Origin of the sequence: Nitrosococcus oceani ATCC 19707 (assembly GCF_000012805.1) — a bacterium.
In the GTDB taxonomy this organism is placed as follows: domain Bacteria; phylum Pseudomonadota; class Gammaproteobacteria; order Nitrosococcales; family Nitrosococcaceae; genus Nitrosococcus; species Nitrosococcus oceani.
Genome location: NC_007484.1, coordinates 3153553 through 3169169 on the forward strand (window position 1 = coordinate 3153553; position 15617 = coordinate 3169169).

Sequence of the window (15617 nt, forward strand, 5' to 3'; positions counted from 1 at the left end):
GCCATCAGTTTTTTCGCCCAGCTTTTAGCGCTTTCAAAAAGGCGTGATTTTCATCTGCCGTGCCTACGGTCACCCGGAGGCAATCCGTTAACAGGCCACCCTGGCCGGAAAGGTTCTTAATTAAGACCCCCCGTTCCTTAATGGCAGTAAAAATCGCCTCAGCCTGATGGGGGGGAGTACGGAAAAGAATAAAGTTTGCATCGCTAGGATAAACTTGAATCCCCGGTAACTGTTGCAAAGCCCTCTGCAGCTGCGCCCGGGCCTTGCAGATGAGCCGGGCCTGTTCATCTAACCCCCCCGGCTGCTCCAAAGCAAACTCGGCACTGACTTGGGTTAATTGGTTAATATTATAGGGTAACCGTACTTTCTCTAGCTCCTTGATCCAAGCTGGATTTCCCATCAACATCCCTAACCTGAGACCTGCCAGGCCAATCTTAGAGAGCGTTCGCATGACCAGGAGATGATCGTAGTCCTCCAACCGGGGCATGAAGGTTTCACCTGCAAACACGCTATAGGCTTCATCCACGATGACAAGCCCAGGAGAAGCTTCAATAATGGCTTGCAATTCTTCAGCGGAAAAGAGATTACCAGTGGGATTATTGGGATAAGCGATAAAGACAACTGCTGGCACCCGCTCCCGAATAACCTGTAGCATTGCCGGTAAGTCTAAAGAAAAATCCTCCCGCAGAGCTACCCCCTGATATTGCAGCCCCAGTAGAGCAGCAATCTGCCGGTACATGACAAAAGTGGGCTCGGGCGCAACCACAGATCGCCCTGGCCCCGCCACGGCCAGTAACACCATCTGGATCAGTTCATCGGAACCATTCCCCAAAATCATCTCCATGTCTTCCGGCAGGGCCAGATACTGCCGGAGACGAAGCTTGAGGCTGCGAGCCTGTGGGTCTGGATAACGGTTAACGCTGACTTGCCGCAACCGCTCCAGCCAAGCCTCTATTAATTCCGGCGACCAAGTATAGGGATTTTCCATGGCATCCAATTTGATTAAATCCGCTGCATCGGCGACCCGATAGGCAGAGAGTCGCTGTATCTCGGGACGAATCCATTGGGCAACCCGGTCTTTTGTCATTAGAGTTTTCCATGGAGGGCGAACGGCCCCCTAGCGAGCGTGCAAAGTGAAACGGCACATCGAGCGCGAGGAGCGGGCAAAGCCCCAAGGCCGAGGTCATGCCTCCGTCGAGGACCGCTGAGAACCGCGAATTCTCCAGGCTGATGAAGTTTTATAGATACAAAACTGTTATCAGTCATGGCGAAACTCCAAGTTACCCTTTTAAGCGGTATTCTGCTGAGCGGGCATGGGCTGTTAGCCCTTCGCCGCGCGCCAATACCGAAGCCACGCGCCCCAAAGTTTGGCTACCCTGGGGGGAGCATTGAATCAAGCTGGAGCGCTTCTGAAAGTCATACACGCCCAAGGGCGAGCTGAAACGAGCGGTGCGTGAGGTGGGCAGCACATGGTTAGAACCGGCACAGTAATCGCCGATAGCTTCAGCAGTATAGCGTCCCATAAAGATAGCTCCGGCATGGCGAACTCGGGAGGCTAACGCTTGAGGATCTTCCACCGAAAGCTCTAAGTGTTCAGGAGCGATAAAGTTGATAACTTCCAAAGCCTGATCCAGATTTTCTACCTTAATCAAGGTACCGCGGGACCGCAGGGAATTCGCAATAACCTCCTGTCGCTCCAGAGTAGGTAGCAACCGCGCCATGGCCTCCGTGACTTTATCCAAAAAAACACCGTCGGGGGAGAGTAAAATTGCCTGGGCTGCCTCATCATGCTCTGCCTGGGAGAATAAATCCATAGCAATCCACTCCGGATCGGTTTTCCCATCGCAGAGTACCAAAATCTCAGAAGGCCCGGCAATCATATCGATTCCCACTTGGCCAAAAACCATACTTTTAGCAGTGGCAACATACATATTACCCGGACCGACAATTTTATCCACCCGGGGTACGCTTTCAGTGCCAAAAGCCAAGGCAGCGACTGCCTGTGCGCCACCCACGGTAAACACCCGATCCACACCCGCAATAGCCGCTGCTCCTAGCACGAGATCGTTCATTTCACCCTTGGGCGTTGGCACCACCATAATCAGTTCGGAAACGCCTGCTACCTTTGCCGGGAGGGCATTCATCAATACGGACGAAGGATAAGCCGCCTTACCGCCAGGTACATAGAGTCCCACCCGGTCCAAGGGCCTCACCTGCTGACCCAGCAAAGTACCATCCGGCTCGGTATAACTCCAAGATTCCTGCTTCTGATGGCGGTGATAGGTGGTAATCCGCTCAGCCGCCACCTGAAGCGCTTCCCGCTGCTCCCTGGAAATGGCTGTTAACGCCGCCTGTAAACGAGAGGTTGGGATTTCAAGCTCTGGAGCACGGGCTATTTCTAGGCCATCGAAACGTTGGGTATACTCCAGCAAGGCTTCATCCCCCCGGCAACGGATCGCCTTGAGAATCTCCCTCACGGTAGCCACCACCGTTTCATCCGCGACTCCTTCCCAAGCCAAGCGCTGCTCCAGACAGAGCCAAAAATCTCCCTGGGCAATGTCTAACCGCGTCATCTCAACCATGCTGCTTCTCCACAGCTTCAGCCATTAGGCAAATAAATTTCTTGATACGCTGGTGTCTCATCTTCATGGAAGCCTTGTTGACCACCAAGCGTGAGCTGATATCGGTAATATGTTCTAACGGGGCTAAGCCATTGGCCCTAAGGGTATTGCCTGTATCCACCAAATCAACAATGCGATCGGCAAGCCCCACTAGCGGCGCCAATTCCATGGAGCCATACAGCTTGATTACCTCTACCTGCTCACCCCGCTCGGCATAAAAACGGCGGGTACTATGTACATATTTAGTGGCAATTCGCAGGCGCCCCGAGCGGGGAGTTACCTCAGGCTCACCGGCAACCATCATACGGCAGCAAGCTATCCGTAAATCCAAAGGCTCATATAACCCATTCCCCGGATGCTCCAGCAAGACATCCTTACCTGCTACGCCAAAATCAGCAGCCCCATACTCCACATAGGTAGGCACATCGGCCGCACGGATAATCACTAGCTTAAGATCAGCCTGATTGGTATCAAGCACTAATTTACGGCTAGTTTTCGGATCATCGCGGGGATAGATACCAGCAATCGCCAGCAAAGGCAGTATTTCTTGAAAGATTCGCCCCTTGGATAGCGCCAGCTTGAGTGGTTCAACCATAAGCAGCATAGATCTTGCCGGGAGTATAGCTCGAAACGCGGCGAATCTTGGCTCCCAATTGTTGCAGTTTTTCCTCAATGCACTCATAGCCGCGGTCGACATGGTAAATACGATCCACTGCAGTGACCCCCTTAGCGACCAGTCCTGCCAAAACCAAGCTGGCCGAAGCACGTAGATCAGTTGCCATCACCGGAGCACCCGTCAGCGTTTCCACCCCGTTGGTGAAAGCAGTATTACCCTCCAGCCGAATAACCGCTCCCATCCGCTGTAGCTCCTGGACATGCATAAATCGATTTTCAAAAACGGTTTCGGTAATTGTGCCACTACCCTCTGCGACAATGTTCAAGGTAGTAAACTGAGCCTGCATATCGGTAGGAAAAGCGGGATAGGGGGCGGTGCGAATATCCACTGCACGGGGCCGGCGCCCTTTCATATCTAAAACAATCCAATCCTTCCCCGTATTGATTTCAGCACCGGCTTCCTCTAGCTTCAACAATACGGCTTCCAAACTTCCGGGGCTGGTGTTTTTGAGCTTCACTCGTCCACCCGTCAAGGCTCCAGCCACTAGATAGGTACCCGTCTCAATACGATCGGGAAGCACCGTATGAGAGGCACCACCAAGGGAATCAACTCCCTCAATGACCAACGTATCGCTACCCATGCCGCTAATTCTAGCCCCCATCTGGTTAAGGCAGTGCGCCAAATCCACCACCTCTGGCTCACGAGCGGCATTTTCTATAAAGGTCGTCCCTTCAGCTAAAGTGGCCGCCATCATCAAATTCTCGGTTCCTGTCACCGACACGCGATCCATAAACAGTCGGGTTCCTCTTAGTCGTCCCTGGGAGCGAGCGCAAATATACCCTTCTTCCACTGTAATGGTTGCTCCCATAGCCTGTAAACCATGGATATGAAGGTTGACGGGCCGGGAACCAATAGCACAACCGCCGGGCAAGGATACATCTGCTCTTCCATAGCGGGCTAATAGTGGTCCTAACACCAGGATAGAGGCGCGCATCGTTTTGACCAGCTCATAAGGGGCATAAAATTCTTTCAGATTACGTGTATCTACCTCAATATTAAGGTGCTCATCCACCATGAGCTGAGCTCCCATGCGTCCAAGCAGCTCCATGGTCGTGGTGATATCATGCAAGTGAGGGATATTGCAGATTTTAACGGGTTCGCTCGCAAGTAGAGTTGCTGCGAGTATAGGCAAGGCAGCATTCTTAGCACCCGAGATGCGAATTTCTCCGTTTAGAGAAATACCACCATTAATCAAAAGTTTATCCATAAGATATCAGCTTCCCAGGTGTGCTTGCCCGCTTTGGATGCAGTAGGCAGGAGAAATGCCCTTTCCCTAGCCTTCTCCAGGAAGCTGGGTACGGATAGCCAAAGCGTGCAAGGTAGACTTGAAGCTGTCGCCCAATGCCTCGTACACCATGCGGTGCCGCTCAAGCAAGCTCTTACCTCTGAAACCCTCATACACAACAAGCGCCTCAAAATGATGGCCATCTTCACTATGCACGGCAACTTCTGATTCGGGCAAGCCGGTTTCTATCATGCGTTTGATTTCGCTAGCATTCATGTGGGTTGTTCCAATTCAGTCATAATGAGGCCAGAGAATACCCCCTCGGTCTAGACATGTCACCCCCGTGGTTTAAATTCCTTGGATACTAAATAAATTAACCGCCAGCTTTTTGATTTTTTTCCTTTAATTTATCGATGAGCTGATCAAGCCCCCCATGACGTATCTCATTAGCAAAATTAGTCCGGTGATTAGTTACCAAACTTACGCCACCAATTTTTATATTATATACCTTCCAGCTTTTCCCTTTTTCATACAAATCCACTTCCATGGAAATGGGTGATCCCCCCCTAGCCTGCTCGATCTCCATGCGAACAGGGATTTTTTCAGCCTCTTTCGGTCCTCTCAATGGCAAGTAATTAATCTTTTCGTCACTATATTTCAGCAAGGCTGTAGAATAGGTCCGAACCAGCAAGGTCCGAAACTCGTCTACAAAACGTTGCCGCTGCTCCACTGTGGCTTGCCGCCAGTGCTTTCCAAGTACTAGCCGGGAAATGCGTTGAAAATCGAAATGAGGCACAAGGATTTCTTTGACCAAATCGTAGATCTGCTCCGGATGAGCCTCTAGCTCTTCCCTTTTTTCCCGCAGGGTCTGGAGCATGCGTTCAGAGGTTTCTTCCACTAATTGCTGGGCTGAGGCAGTAGGTAGTGGATCAGCCTGGACGAAAGAGGAGCTAAAGCCAAAAATCGTTAATATCAAAAATACGGCTAAGCCTATATCCCGCTGGCGATACTTATCCATCACGTTTCTCCACATTAATTTCTCTCTCCTCCATAATCCCTTTTTACACTTCCGGTTCTGCATAGGAAAAACTCTATAGTTTACAATCCTTTTGCCATACCCAGCGACTATAGGCCCATAAAAATCACGAGTTCGAGGGAGAGGTGAGTTTTTTATCTTGGCCTAAAGCTAATGGTGGTTGGTCCAACGCTTGTTCCTCACCCAAAGGAAGAATTTGGTCCAGGCTACTGATCTGAGCAATCGCTAGCATCTGAGCTGGAATATTTAAAAACTGAAGGCTTTTATTTTCCTTTTTGGCGTAGCGCAGCCAAGCAATCAACAAAGCAAGACCGGCGCTATCAGTACGAGAAACTTCCCGTAAATCAATGCGCAAATCCGCCCCTGCTTCATTAAACAGCGCTAGCCCCTTTTCAGCTACTTCCGGCACCGTGTTGAAGGTCAATTCACCTACAATCCGAAAATGTCCCTTCTGCTGGGGTTCAATATGGAAAATCATTCACTATTTGCACTTAGCGAGAAAGAAATAAACCTTGGATCATTTCAACCCAGCCTGGCATGACTAAGACTCTCCAGCAGCCTTGCTATAGAGAAATTGACCGATAAGCTCCTCAAGCACCAGAGCGGATTGGGTAAGCGTGATTTCACCGCCTTCTTTAAGATAGGCCTCGGCTCCTCCTGGCTCCAAGGCAATATATTGCTCGCCCAACAATCCAGAAGTATAGATGCTGGCCGAGGTATCCTCAGGCAGATAATCATACTGAGCTTCAATATGCATTCTCACCTGGGCTCCATAGGTTTGGGGATCTATTTGGATAGACACTACCCGGCCGATAGTGACCCCAGCCAAGGTCACCGGAGAACGCACCTTAAGACCTCCAATATTCTGGAATTCCGCCACTACGGAATAAGTGTTCTCTTGCGCCACCAAGCTTAAATTACTTACCCGCATAGCCAGCATAAAAAATGCCACCAAACCAGCGGCCACAAATAGGCCCACAACCAATTCTACCGTTCGAGACTGTCTCATACCTATTCGGCTCCAAACATTAGGGCGGTGAGCACAAAATCCAATGCCAGCACAGCAAAAGCGGAATGAACCACGGTGCGGGTGGTCGCTCGCCCAACCCCGTCAGAGGTAGGGACGGCGTCGTAACCTTCAAAAACAGCTATCCAGGTAACTACGATTCCAAAAACAATACTTTTGATAACACCGTTGAGCACGTCTTCTTTCCAATCGGTACTAGCTTGCATCTGCGACCAAAAAGCGCCTTCATCCACGCCCAACAATCCTACTCCCACGAAATATCCTCCCAACACCCCCACGGCACTGAAGATCGCCGCCAATAGCGGCATAGAAAAACAGCCTGCAAAAAAGCGGGGAGCAGCTATTCGGCGCACAGGATCAACTGCCATCATCTCCATCCCCGACAACTGCTCCGTTGCCTTCATAAGTCCAATTTCAGCAGTGAGCGCAGAACCCGCCCTCCCCGCAAAAAGCAAAGCACTGACCACTGGCCCCAGCTCTCGAACCAGAGAAAGCGAGACAATCACTCCCAGTGACTCCTCGGCGCCAAAATCAACTAGCGTATTATAGCCTTGAAGTCCTAAGACCATGCCAACAAAAGCCCCTGATACCACAATGATAGGCAGGGTTAAGACGCCTACTGAATACACTTGGGTAATTAGCAAGGGAAAACGCAGTAAGAGGGTAGCAATACTGAGTAAGAGCTGTCCTAGAAAAAGATGGCCCCGGCCCAAACGCTCAAAAGTTCCTAGCCCCCAACGGCCTAGGCGGAGAAGAGCCTCAATCACAATACCTCCGGTGCGGCATGCCGCCTCAGCAGGTATTTTAAACGCCCTAGAGAACGGGTTGGGGGGGATTTCTCCATATCCAATAGGTCTTCAGCGTAGTCCCTGCCGGGGTAGTGAAATGGCACTGGCCCATCAGGCAACCCTCGCATGAACTGCTTAACAGCCGCAGAACAAGAACGATCAATCTCGCTAGGCGTGCCATGCTCCACTACTCGTCCCCCTGATAAGATGTAAATATAATCCGATATAAGAGTTGCCTCCTGGACATCATGAGAAACAATAATACTCGTTAGTCCAAGAGCATCGTTGAGCAAACGAATAAGCTGTACCAGAGTACCCATGGAGATGGGATCTTGGCCTGTAAAAGGCTCATCGTACATGATCATCATAGGATCTAATGCAACCGCCCGCGCTAATGCTACCCGCCGGGCCATACCCCCAGAAAGCTCGCTAGGCATGAGCTGGCGGGCACAACGCAGCCCCACGGCCTGAAGCTTGATAAGCACCAGATCATGGATCATGGCCTCGGATAAACGAGTATGCTCTCGCAATGGGAAAGCGACATTATCAAACACCGAGAGACCAGTAAGTAAAGCACCTGTTTGAAACAACATCCCTATACGTTGACGCAAAGCATAAAGCTCCCCACTGGATAGCGCAGAAACCTGATGACCATCGACTTCCACCGTCCCTGCATCAGGAGATAGTTGCCCCCCAATCAAGCGTAGGAGCGTGGTTTTACCTGTCCCGCTGGGCCCCATAATGGTGGTCACTTTACCTCGCTGAATGTCAATATCTACCCCCTTGAAAATAGGGCGATTTCCGTGGGAAAAATGTAGCCCTCGGATCTTGACTAGCGGGGTATCCAGTTCTGCACTCATATCCTGATTTCGGTTATATTCCCAATGTTATTCATAGCAGCTCGCAACGATTACTAGACTCGCCGCTCATCACCAAGCTTTAGTAATAATTTTCCTACTGACCTTACCCTTTAATAGCCTCTCAAGTTTCATTGAGGTCCACGCCCAAGTCAAATGTCATTGCCTTACTATTTTAAAATATGCTCTTTAAAAGAGGGCCACTACGGGAACCGATAGCCATCCCCTATTAAAGGGTTGATCCCCCTTTCACCGCATGCGATGATTAAATTCGCTCAAAGCGCGAAAAATATAAGGTGAATAATCTTCTAAATCAACAAAAAGCACAGCTTGGTACTCGAATTGCTTTTCTTGACACTTCTAATCTAAGCCTAGAATATGACGATAAATGCAAGAATAAATTATGAGAGAGTCAATTTGAAGTTAAGTTGAGAGGAGTTATGAACTATACATTTATAATGGCACTATGGGCCAAGCTCACGCTACTAGGAATACTCCTCGGCTTATCAGCTGGCTGCGCGACTAATGCTACCTATGATGCCTCCCATGACCCCTTTGAAGGCTTTAACCGCGCCATTTATAAATTTAATGATACCGCCGACCGCTATGTCATGAAGCCCATTGCAAAGGGCTATGATAAAGTCGTGCCTACCCCGGTTGACAAAAGTATTACTAATTTTTTTAGCAATCTTCATGATTTGGTTGTTGGCGTAAACAGCATCTTTCAAGGTAAATTCCACCAGGGACTAACAGATTTTGCTCGATTCCTAGCAAATAGCACTGTGGGGATTGGCGGTCTGTTTGATGTGGCTACTTCTGGCGGCATGGTTAAACACGACGAAGATTTTGGACAAACCCTAGGAGTCTGGGGATTTAATACTGGCCCTTATTTGGTTTTACCCCTCCTTGGGCCCAGTAATATTCGAGATGGAATAGGGCTGGGAGTCGATGTGCTAGCCTGGCCTGTCACCTATATAGGAAATACCGGGATAGGGTTAGGGCTAGCAGGATTACGGACCGTGGATCTCCGGGCGGATTTGCTTGAGGCGACCGATATTCTAAAGGAAGCCGCCCTAGATCCCTATGTCTATACCCGGGAAGCCTTTCTGCAGCGTCGTAAATTCCTGGTACACGACGGCAAAATACCTAAGGAAGAAGTACCTGAAGAGGAATTCGAATTCGATGAGGAAGAAGAGATATCTGAGGAACCTGCAGAGCCTTCTGCCCCATTTCCTCCTTATTTTCCAGGCCATTAAGGAATAGGCAAGCTTATTTTTAGATTCTTAAGATGAGGAAAGCCTTGGCTGCTAGGATTATCGTTAACCTAGCTGTCGTTCAAGAACTGTAACCTCCCTTGATGCCTGTTGCATACAATGATGATATGGATAAGCGGCTTATTCAACTAGGAGCGGCTGTTATCGACACTGAGGCCCATGCGATAGCAGCGCTACGAACGCGAATCAATGGGAACTTTGCTGCCGCCTGTAAATACATGCTGGCATGCGAAGGCCGTATCGTTATATTAGGGATGGGTAAATCAGGCCATATTGGCGGCAAAATTGCCGCTACTCTTGCCAGTACGGGTACGCCAGCTTTTTTCGTCCACCCTGGTGAGGCCAGCCACGGGGATCTGGGTATGATTACCGAAAAGGATGTGGTACTAGCACTGTCAAATTCTGGAGAGACGGAAGAAATCTGTACGATTCTCCCTCTCATCAAACGCTTAGGCGTTCCACTGATTGCCTTAACTGGCCAGCCCCGGTCAACTCTAGGAAAGGTTGCTGACATCCACATCGATATTAGCGTCGAAAAAGAAGCCTGCCCTCTCGGACTAGCGCCGACGGCCAGCAGCACAGCAACTTTAGCCATGGGCGATGCCCTGGCCATTGCCTTGCTGGAAAGCCGGGGGTTCACTGCAGAGGATTTTGCTCGTTCCCATCCGGGCGGTCGTCTGGGGCGCCGCCTCTTACTTCGCATTAGCGATATCATGCATAAAGGCGAGGAAATTCCGGCTATCCCAGAAAATGTGCTATTGAGCAGCGCTTTGCTAGAAATGACTCGCAAAGGGTTAGGAATGACGGCTGTGGTCAATGCTCAAAACCACGCCGTAGGAATCTTTACCGATGGCGATTTGCGTCGCGCTCTTGATCAGGGAATCGATGTCCATATTACCCCAATTGCCAAAATCATGACCGCCAATTGTAAAACCCTAGGTCCGGATCTGCTCGCCGCTGAAGCGTTGCAAATAATGCAGCGTCATCGTATTAATGCACTCCTCGTAGTAGACACTGAGCAACGCTTAATTGGCGCCCTCAATATGCATGATTTGCTTCGAGCCGGTGTCTTGTAACAAATAACAGGATAAGCTCCATGCATGAGGTATTTGCCAAAGCCTCGGCTATAAGACTCGCCCTTTTCGATGTAGATGGCGTACTCACCGATGGTGGCCTTTATCTTGACGATAATGGTCAGGAGTACAAAGTTTTTCATTCTCGCGATGGTCACGGCATGAAAATGCTGCAACATACAGGAGTTAAAATTGGAATTATTACGGGCCGGACTTCCCGTGTAGTCGAATACCGTATGGAAAATCTTGGAATTACTTTAGTGTACCAAGGCCAAAAGATTAAGCTCCCTGCCTACGAGCATCTGCTTGAGAAACTTAACCTTCAACCCCATGAGACTGCCTATGTGGGCGATGATGTAGTGGACTTGGCTATTATGCGGCGAGTGGGACTCGCCATCGCAGTCCAGGATGCTCATCCGCTAGTCAAGCAGCACGCCCACTGGATTACTCCCCACCTTGGCGGCAAAGGTGCTGCGCGGGATGTCTGCGAGCTTATTATGGAGGCTCAAGGAACGCTTAAAGCCCAGCTGGAGAAATATTATTAAACTAACCCGCTCTTGGGGAATGGTGGCACTAATGCTTATCGCTACTCTGACAGCCTGGGAGTTATTGCACGAAGAATCCGCGTATATTCCCAGAAGCGATCTGAATAAGCGCACCACCGATTACTTCATGGAGAAATTCACCTCGACGTTAATGGACCAACAAGGCCTACCTCTTTACCGGCTGGCAGGTACTCATATGGCCCACTACCTAGATAACGACACCATAGAAATTACGGCACCAGATGCCGTTTTTTATCAACAGGCTACAGCCCGTTGGAAAGTCGTGGCCGAACGAGGATTAACAAATAGCCAAGGTGATGAAATCGATCTTCTAGGAGAAGTTATTATTCGCCAATTAGGAGCCGATTCAAAAACCAGTAATATGAAGATATTAACCCAAAATGTACGGGTTAAACCACGAATAAAGTATGCTGAAACCCAGCAACCGGTCACTCTGCTAAATAGCTTCGGAAAAACCCATTCCATAGGCGCTCGAGTCTATCTAAAAGATGGACGCATAGAATTATTATCGCAGGTAAGAGGGAACTATGATCTGGCGCCTGAGCCTTAAATTAACTGCTGTTGGGTTTATCATTAGCAGCAACTTAAGTATTATTGAAACCGCCCTGGCCCTATCTAGCGATTCCGAGCAACCCATTCATATTGAAGCTAATCGAGGGGAACTTGATGACCGCGAGCATGTTGCTGTTTACAGTGGCAATGTTCATCTCACCCAGGGAACCCTGCGAATTGACTCTGATACGCTTACTATCTACTACACACCGGACAAAAAGCTTGAAAAGGCCGTTGCCGAAGGGCAGCCCGCCTGGTATCGACAACGGCCTGACAATAGCAATGAGGATATCCGGGCCAAGGCACTGCGGATGGAATACCATGCTGATACTGCGACCATCCATTTGTTGCAGAAAGCCCAGGTTTGGCAGGGCACCAATGAGTTCACGGGTGATCGCATCGTCTATGATACGGAACGCGATATTGTGAGGGGTGAAGGCTCCGAAACAGGAGTGGGACGAATCCATGTCACGATACATCCCGCCGATGATAGCCCATCAACCGGCGAATCTACTCCTGAGAATACAACCTCTACTACCTCGCCCCCGGAAAATAAAAAGAATGATCGCCAGGAACTCACAGATGGGAGAACCACGACTTGGCTCAAGCTGCGTACCGGTCCCGGCACCGACTACCCTAAAGTAGCGCTTCTCCCACCTCGAACCCAGGTGGCAATCTTAGGGCGGCAAAAAAAATGGTTACATATCGCTACTCTGGTCAAGGGCGAATCAGTCGAAGGCTGGAGCCATATGGACTTTATTCGATTATCCCCCAAGCGTGAAGATAACCGCATCGTCCCATGAGCAGGCTGTCAGCCTATCACCTTGCTAAGTGCTACCAATCCCGCTGGGTAGTCAAGGATGTTTCTTTAGAGATTTCAAGCAGCCAGATCGTAGGCATCTTAGGTCCTAATGGCGCGGGTAAAACAACATGTTTCTACATGCTAGTTGGCTTAATTTCAGCCGACAGGGGTCTTATTTCTCTAGACCATCGCGATATCACGCATTATCCCATTCATCGCCGTGCTCGACTAGGGATCAGTTATCTTCCCCAAGAAGCTTCGGTTTTCCGCAAGCTGACAGTAGCTGAAAATATTATGGCCATTGTAGAAACTCGACGAAATCTTACAAAACCGGATCGTAAATGCCTTGTGAGCCAGTTACTGCGCGAGCTAAATATCACCCATATAAAAAATACCTTGGGCATGAGTCTCTCAGGCGGAGAGCGGCGGCGTGTTGAAATTGCCCGCGCGTTGGCGGTGGAACCACAGTTTATACTTCTAGACGAACCTTTTGCTGGCGTTGATCCTATTTCAGTACTCGATATTCAGGGTATTATCAGGCACTTAGCAGAACGGGGGATTGGTGTTTTGATTACCGATCACAACGTCCGGGAAACCTTAGGAATATGCCAATATGCTTATATTGTTAATGAAGGTGAAGTGATTGCTAAAGGTAAACCCCAGGAAATTCTTGATAATGAACAAGTAAAGGAAGTGTATTTGGGGTACAATTTTTATCTTTAACCCTTAATTATGGCATGTTTTTTGTCATCTGATTAGTTGTAATATAATGGCAGGCAAATCTCAGGCATGAAAACATCTCTTCAGTTACGCCTTGGGCAACAACTGACGATGACGCCCCAGTTGCAGCAAGCTATTCGTCTGTTGCAACTTTCAACCTTGGAACTACAAACCGAGATCCAGCAGGCATTAGAGTCTAATCCTCTGCTTGAGCAGAACGAAGAGGGGCAGGAGCCTTTAGAAGCCGATGGCTTAAAGAACGAAGCCCTTGATTCTGAAGGCAGTGAGTTAACTACTTCACTGGCGCAAGAGACAATCCCAGAGGAATTACCGGTAGACACGAGCTGGAACGATATCTATGACAGTTTACCGTTGCCGGCTGCCTCTGGAAACGAATCTTCACCTGATCTAGAAAACCAAGACAAGGGGGGAGAAACCCTGCAAGAGCACTTGCTATGGCAGGCGCATTTGGCTATCACCAACGAGAAAGATTTTGTCATTGCGGCCACTATCATCGATTCGATTAATGAAGAAGGCTATCTATGCAGTACCTTTGAAGAAATACAAGAAAGTCTAGGAAAGGACATAGAGGTAGAACTTGATGAGATCGAAGTCATATTACACCAGATACAAAACTTCGAGCCTTCTGGAGTTGGCGCACGTGACTTAGCTGAGTGTCTGTTGTTACAACTGAAACAATATCCTCCCACCACCCCTTGGCTAAAAGAAGCCAAGCTGCTCCTGTCCCAACATCTCATAACTCTGGGAAAACGGGACTATATGCAATTGATGCGGGTGATGAAACTATTAGAACAAGAACTACAAGCCGTTATCCATTTAATCCAATCGCTCAATCCACGGCCAGGCCATCAAATACAGCCGAGTAAAACCGAATACGTTGTGCCTGATATCTATGTCACTAAACACAAAGGCTGTTGGCAAGTCGAACTTAACCCCGATACCGCCCCACGCTTACGGGTCAATAGCCAGTATGCTAGTCTTATCAAACGAGCCGACGATAGTCTCGCTAATAGTTATCTCAAAAACCAACTCCAAGAGGCCCGCTGGTTTCTTAAAAGCCTGCATAGCCGCAATGAAACCTTACTTAAAGTCACCTGTTGTATTGTTGAGCGACAGCAGGGTTTCTTGGAACACGGCGAAGAAGCCATGCGTCCTTTAGTGTTACACGATATTGCAGAAGCAGTCTCCATGCATGAATCCACGATTTCTCGAGTCACCACTAACAAATACATGCATACTCCACGGGGAATATATGAACTAAAATACTTTTTTTCCAGCCATGTGGCTACCAGTAGTGGAGGAGAATGTTCCGCAACGGCCATCCGTGCTCTTATCAAGAAATTAATAGCCGCGGAAAAACCTCGCCAACCTCTAAGCGATAGTAAAATCGCCCAAATCTTGGCCGAACAAGGCATTAAAGTGGCGCGGCGTACTATTGCCAAATATCGGGAAAATCTAAGCATACCCCCTTCCAACGAGCGAAAACGCTTGATCTAGATAACGGCAAACAAAATAGGGAGCAGCCCATGCAAGTAAATATCACTGGCAACCGCATTGAAATTACGCAAGCGCTACGCAGCTATATAGAAAATAAGTGCGAGCGTTTAGAACGTCACTTTGACCAATTGATTCATCTTCATATAGTCCTCAGTGTTGAAAAAATGAGGCAGAAAGCGGAGGCAACCCTGCATCTTAGTGGTGCCAATGTGGTCGCTTCTGCTGAGGACGAAGATATGTATGCAGCCATAGATGATCTGACCGACAAACTAGATCGGCAAATAAAAAAGCACCGGGAAAAGCTAACCGACCATCGCCGTAGCGAGGGAATAATGAAAAAACAGCAACAAGGATAGGCAAACCAAGGTTATGCAAATTACCAAGCTCCTTGGCTCCGATCAAGTTGCCGTCGGCACCCTTGCTAGCAGCAAAAAACGGGTTCTAGAACGGCTCAGTGAACTGCTCGCCCGAGGCGCGGATAACCTGAATGCAACGGATATCTTCGACTGCCTGCTTGCTAGGGAACGTCTTGGCAGCACAGGTCTAGGACATGGAATCGCCATCCCCCATGCCCGCATGAAAGGTAATCAACACACTTTAGCGGCTTTGATCTGCTTAGACCAGGGAATTGATTTCGATGCCGTGGATGAACAACCGGTAGATATATTCTGTGCTCTGTTGGTACCTGAAGAGTCAACACAAATCCATGTGCAATTGCTCGCCCGGCTAGCAGAAATGTTTCGTGATCCGGAGCTATGCGCATATCTGCGAGAAGCTAAAGACCCAAATGTTCTCCTGGAAACTCTGAGAGAATGGGAACGGAACTTCGCCCCCTCGAATGTTGCTACAAAGTGAGATTGCAGGGCGTGAGCGACCCTAATG

General features: G+C 49.1%; 19 protein-coding genes. 9 read left to right on the plus strand and 10 right to left on the minus strand.

Features of this window, described 5'->3' with window-relative positions; translation table 11 throughout:
• Positions 1-4 precede the first annotated feature (4 nt).
• The 10 genes from hisC to NOC_RS14780 form a co-directional block, all read right to left on the minus strand.
• On the minus strand, positions 5-1087 hold the full coding sequence (gene hisC, locus NOC_RS14735; protein ID WP_002813500.1) for a histidinol-phosphate transaminase: 1083 nt from the start codon (positions 1085-1087) through the stop codon (positions 5-7).
• Between the two features lie 193 nt (positions 1088-1280).
• On the minus strand, positions 1281-2582 hold the full coding sequence (hisD, locus tag NOC_RS14740) for a histidinol dehydrogenase (protein ID WP_002812729.1): 1302 nt from the start codon (positions 2580-2582) through the stop codon (positions 1281-1283).
• Complete coding sequence (gene hisG, locus NOC_RS14745; protein WP_002814176.1) at positions 2575-3216, minus strand: ATP phosphoribosyltransferase; 642 nt, start codon at positions 3214-3216, stop codon at positions 2575-2577. The genes hisD and hisG overlap by 8 nt, the downstream gene beginning before the upstream one ends.
• On the minus strand, positions 3209-4504 hold the full coding sequence (gene murA, locus NOC_RS14750) for a UDP-N-acetylglucosamine 1-carboxyvinyltransferase (RefSeq protein ID WP_002813654.1): 1296 nt from the start codon (positions 4502-4504) through the stop codon (positions 3209-3211). The genes hisG and murA overlap by 8 nt, the downstream gene beginning before the upstream one ends.
• Positions 4505-4570: 66 nt before the next feature.
• Complete coding sequence (locus NOC_RS14755) at positions 4571-4798, minus strand: BolA family protein (RefSeq protein ID WP_002813217.1); 228 nt, start codon at positions 4796-4798, stop codon at positions 4571-4573.
• A gap of 97 nt (positions 4799-4895) precedes the next feature.
• On the minus strand, positions 4896-5540 hold the full coding sequence (locus NOC_RS14760; protein ID WP_002812876.1) for an MlaC/ttg2D family ABC transporter substrate-binding protein: 645 nt from the start codon (positions 5538-5540) through the stop codon (positions 4896-4898).
• Between the two features lie 124 nt (positions 5541-5664).
• Positions 5665-6036 carry an STAS domain-containing protein gene (locus tag NOC_RS14765; RefSeq protein WP_002813161.1) on the minus strand — a complete coding sequence of 124 codons (372 nt, stop codon included), beginning with the start codon at positions 6034-6036 and terminating at the stop codon, positions 5665-5667.
• A gap of 63 nt (positions 6037-6099) precedes the next feature.
• Positions 6100-6567: an outer membrane lipid asymmetry maintenance protein MlaD gene (mlaD, locus tag NOC_RS14770; protein ID WP_011331062.1), complete on the minus strand. Its 468-nt coding sequence runs from the start codon at positions 6565-6567 to the stop codon at positions 6100-6102.
• Between the two features lie 2 nt (positions 6568-6569).
• Positions 6570-7352, minus strand: a complete 783-nt coding sequence (gene mlaE, locus NOC_RS14775) for a lipid asymmetry maintenance ABC transporter permease subunit MlaE (RefSeq protein WP_002812380.1) — start codon at positions 7350-7352, stop codon at positions 6570-6572.
• Positions 7349-8233, minus strand: coding sequence for an ABC transporter ATP-binding protein (locus tag NOC_RS14780; RefSeq protein ID WP_002813237.1), 885 nt, complete (start codon positions 8231-8233; stop codon positions 7349-7351). The genes mlaE and NOC_RS14780 overlap by 4 nt, the downstream gene beginning before the upstream one ends.
• A gap of 437 nt (positions 8234-8670) precedes the next feature.
• Between NOC_RS14780 and NOC_RS14785 the strand changes: the two genes are divergently transcribed.
• The 9 genes from NOC_RS14785 to NOC_RS14825 all read left to right on the plus strand — a co-directional run bounded on the left by NOC_RS14785 (position 8671) and on the right by NOC_RS14825 (position 15590).
• Complete coding sequence (locus NOC_RS14785) at positions 8671-9486, plus strand: MlaA family lipoprotein (RefSeq protein WP_011331063.1); 816 nt, start codon at positions 8671-8673, stop codon at positions 9484-9486.
• Between the two features lie 101 nt (positions 9487-9587).
• Complete coding sequence (locus NOC_RS14790; protein WP_011331064.1) at positions 9588-10580, plus strand: KpsF/GutQ family sugar-phosphate isomerase; 993 nt, start codon at positions 9588-9590, stop codon at positions 10578-10580.
• Positions 10581-10600: 20 nt separating this feature from the next.
• The gene (gene kdsC / locus NOC_RS14795; RefSeq protein ID WP_002814252.1) at positions 10601-11122 is read left to right on the plus strand and encodes a 3-deoxy-manno-octulosonate-8-phosphatase KdsC; all 522 of its coding nucleotides are present in this window, start codon (positions 10601-10603) and stop codon (positions 11120-11122) included.
• A 31-nt stretch (positions 11123-11153) separates the two neighbouring features.
• Entirely contained in the window at positions 11154-11693 is a 540-nt protein-coding gene (gene lptC, locus NOC_RS14800; RefSeq protein WP_231561848.1) for an LPS export ABC transporter periplasmic protein LptC, read from the plus strand.
• The gene (gene lptA, locus NOC_RS14805; protein WP_002813218.1) at positions 11671-12498 is read left to right on the plus strand and encodes a lipopolysaccharide transport periplasmic protein LptA; all 828 of its coding nucleotides are present in this window, start codon (positions 11671-11673) and stop codon (positions 12496-12498) included. The genes lptC and lptA overlap by 23 nt, the downstream gene beginning before the upstream one ends.
• Positions 12495-13220 carry an LPS export ABC transporter ATP-binding protein gene (gene lptB / locus NOC_RS14810; protein ID WP_002812318.1) on the plus strand — a complete coding sequence of 242 codons (726 nt, stop codon included), beginning with the start codon at positions 12495-12497 and terminating at the stop codon, positions 13218-13220. The genes lptA and lptB overlap by 4 nt, the downstream gene beginning before the upstream one ends.
• Positions 13221-13286: 66 nt before the next feature.
• A complete protein-coding gene (locus tag NOC_RS14815; RefSeq protein WP_011331066.1) occupies positions 13287-14735 on the plus strand; it encodes an RNA polymerase factor sigma-54 in 1449 nt (482 codons plus the stop codon).
• Positions 14736-14764: 29 nt separating this feature from the next.
• Positions 14765-15091: a ribosome hibernation-promoting factor, HPF/YfiA family gene (hpf, locus tag NOC_RS14820; RefSeq protein WP_002812346.1), complete on the plus strand. Its 327-nt coding sequence runs from the start codon at positions 14765-14767 to the stop codon at positions 15089-15091.
• Positions 15092-15104: 13 nt separating this feature from the next.
• A complete protein-coding gene (locus tag NOC_RS14825) occupies positions 15105-15590 on the plus strand; it encodes a PTS sugar transporter subunit IIA (RefSeq protein WP_002813782.1) in 486 nt (161 codons plus the stop codon).
• The last annotated feature ends 27 nt before the right edge of the window (positions 15591-15617 follow it).

Excerpts from the sequence above, each read along its gene's own strand:
- hpf (WP_002812346.1), top strand. The coding sequence starts at position 14,765 with ATGCAAGTAAATATCACTGGCAACCGCATTGAAATTACGCAAGCGCTA.
- lptC (WP_231561848.1), top strand. The coding sequence starts at position 11,154 with ATGCTTATCGCTACTCTGACAGCCTGGGAGTTATTGCACGAAGAATCC.
- NOC_RS14815 (WP_011331066.1), top strand. The coding sequence starts at position 13,287 with ATGAAAACATCTCTTCAGTTACGCCTTGGGCAACAACTGACGATGACG.
- kdsC (WP_002814252.1), top strand. The coding sequence starts at position 10,601 with ATGCATGAGGTATTTGCCAAAGCCTCGGCTATAAGACTCGCCCTTTTC.
- NOC_RS14755 (WP_002813217.1), bottom strand. The coding sequence starts at position 4,798 with ATGAATGCTAGCGAAATCAAACGCATGATAGAAACCGGCTTGCCCGAA.
- mlaD (WP_011331062.1), bottom strand. The coding sequence starts at position 6,567 with ATGAGACAGTCTCGAACGGTAGAATTGGTTGTGGGCCTATTTGTGGCC.
- NOC_RS14780 (WP_002813237.1), bottom strand. The coding sequence starts at position 8,233 with ATGAGTGCAGAACTGGATACCCCGCTAGTCAAGATCCGAGGGCTACAT.
- hisC (WP_002813500.1), bottom strand. The coding sequence starts at position 1,087 with ATGACAAAAGACCGGGTTGCCCAATGGATTCGTCCCGAGATACAGCGA.
- hisD (WP_002812729.1), bottom strand. The coding sequence starts at position 2,582 with ATGGTTGAGATGACGCGGTTAGACATTGCCCAGGGAGATTTTTGGCTC.
- NOC_RS14760 (WP_002812876.1), bottom strand. The coding sequence starts at position 5,540 with ATGGATAAGTATCGCCAGCGGGATATAGGCTTAGCCGTATTTTTGATA.
- NOC_RS14790 (WP_011331064.1), top strand. The coding sequence starts at position 9,588 with ATGCCTGTTGCATACAATGATGATATGGATAAGCGGCTTATTCAACTA.
- NOC_RS14785 (WP_011331063.1), top strand. The coding sequence starts at position 8,671 with ATGAACTATACATTTATAATGGCACTATGGGCCAAGCTCACGCTACTA.
- NOC_RS14765 (WP_002813161.1), bottom strand. The coding sequence starts at position 6,036 with ATGATTTTCCATATTGAACCCCAGCAGAAGGGACATTTTCGGATTGTA.
- hisG (WP_002814176.1), bottom strand. The coding sequence starts at position 3,216 with ATGGTTGAACCACTCAAGCTGGCGCTATCCAAGGGGCGAATCTTTCAA.
- NOC_RS14825 (WP_002813782.1), top strand. The coding sequence starts at position 15,105 with ATGCAAATTACCAAGCTCCTTGGCTCCGATCAAGTTGCCGTCGGCACC.
- murA (WP_002813654.1), bottom strand. The coding sequence starts at position 4,504 with ATGGATAAACTTTTGATTAATGGTGGTATTTCTCTAAACGGAGAAATT.
- lptB (WP_002812318.1), top strand. The coding sequence starts at position 12,495 with ATGAGCAGGCTGTCAGCCTATCACCTTGCTAAGTGCTACCAATCCCGC.
- lptA (WP_002813218.1), top strand. The coding sequence starts at position 11,671 with ATGATCTGGCGCCTGAGCCTTAAATTAACTGCTGTTGGGTTTATCATT.